This window comes from Mycobacterium intermedium, from assembly GCF_002086275.1.
Classification (GTDB): domain Bacteria; phylum Actinomycetota; class Actinomycetes; order Mycobacteriales; family Mycobacteriaceae; genus Mycobacterium; species Mycobacterium intermedium.
The window spans coordinates 1-1,682 of the sequence record NZ_MVHT01000225.1; the positions used below are offsets into that span (position 1 = coordinate 1).

2 protein-coding genes are annotated in these 1,682 nt (G+C 62.9%); one reads left to right on the forward strand and one right to left on the reverse strand.

What is annotated here, in order from left to right; genetic code table 11:
• On the reverse strand, positions 1 to 560 hold a 560-nt coding region (locus tag BST27_RS30305), incomplete at its 3' end, for a beta-ketoacyl synthase N-terminal-like domain-containing protein (protein ID WP_139805489.1).
• Between the two features lie 946 nt (positions 561 to 1,506).
• Between BST27_RS30305 and BST27_RS35175 the strand changes: the two genes are divergently transcribed.
• Positions 1,507 to 1,682, forward strand: a 176-nt coding sequence (locus tag BST27_RS35175; RefSeq protein ID WP_428842047.1) for a beta-ketoacyl synthase N-terminal-like domain-containing protein, incomplete at its 3' end; no start/stop codon positions are given.

Genomic DNA, 1,682 nt, shown 5'->3' on the forward strand with positions numbered 1-1,682 from the left:
GCGATGTCGCTCTCGTTGTCGTGCAGGCTGCGGCAGGCCAGGTGGATCGCGGTGAGGCCAGAGGAGCAGGCGGTGTCCACCGTCAGCGCGGGACCTCGCAGTCCCAGGGCGTAGGCGATGCGCCCGGATCCCATGGCGAAGCTGTTGCCCATGTATCCGTACGGCCCGTCCAACGCCTGGGCATCGGCGTGCACGAACTGGTAGTCGTCATGCATCAATCCCATGAACACGCCGGTTCGCAGGCCGCCCAGCTTCTCCGGCGGCAGACCGCCGTGCTCGATGGCTTCCCAGGCGGTCTCCAGCAGCAGGCGGTGCTGCGGGTCCATCGCGGTGGCTTCTACCTCGCTGATGCCGAAGAACTCCGGATCGAAGTCGCCGATGTTGTCCAAGAACGCGCCCCACTTGCACGCCGTCCGGCCGGGTACGCCCGGCTCGGGGTCGTAGTACTCGTCGATGTCCCAGCGGTCCGGTGGCACCTCGGTGACCAGGTCGTCGCCGCGCAGCAACGCCTCCCACAGTTGGTCGGGAGAGTCGATTCCCCCGGGAAGCCGGCACGCCATGCCAATGACAGCGACCGGAGTCACGCGCGTTCTATCCACGGTCCTTCTTCTTCTCTCCGTACGTATTTCTTCAAGTTCTTATCACTGGGTTAGAGCTCGTATGAGCGCTTCACCAAACATCACCAAAATTCGTTACACGCAGGAAAAGACCCCCCGCAACCAGCACACACATCCCTTCAACCCCCATCGGTGCCGATCACGAATTCTTGGCGCCCTCAGAGCCTAGCCGCTCCGCTATGCACGCGCGGAAAAATCGGTGCGTACGTACAAGAAATTTGATTACGTGGGTACCAGACTCGTGGTGCGATCTGGCATTCGGTCGCGCGTCGCCGAACGTGGGCTTTCTGGCCCGATAGGGACCGCGACGGGTGCAGATGGCCCACGTTCGACGGGTCAGTTTCCCCAGTTCGGCAACATCGAGCCGACGGTCTGCCATTAGCGCTCCCCCGTAACCAGGATTCATCGTCGCTGCTCTGAGACGAGCGCCGGGAGCGCGGAATCCCGACAGTCCCCGCGTCGGCAAACGTTCACCTGCAGCACTGTGACGCACCACCGCTGCTACCACTCCCACCCCGCCGCAATGGCCCCTCACCAGCACCTTTCGGCAGTAAACGGGGGCCAAGCCAGACCGGGGCAACTATCACACCCACCGCGATTCCGGTGACGCCTCAACCCCTGCGCGGCAAAGCGGCGATGTGGTTGAGCACACTCAGCAAAATTTTTGTACGTACGCACGATTTTTCCTCGTGGCAGGACCCAACCAGCTACGCTCGGATCACGCCAAAGACGAATGGTTGGTGTCGACGCAAGGGTTGCGATCGCGCGCGACGCGGCGATGTTCCTTCAGTGCGGACGGAAAAAGCGACTGTTTCCCGCAGTCGCTGGTGCGAACTCGAGCCGCTGACAGGAGCACGGGTAGGGACACGGGTAGGAGAGGTGAACGACCGTGGACAAGACAGTTGTCACTCCGGTTGCCGTCATAGGTATGGCGTGCAGACTGCCGGGGGGCATTAACTCTCCCGACGAATTGTGGGAGGCGTTGCTGCGCGGCGACGACCTGGTCACCGAGGTGCCACCGGACCGCTGGGACATCGACGAGTACTACGACCCCGAGCCGGGCGT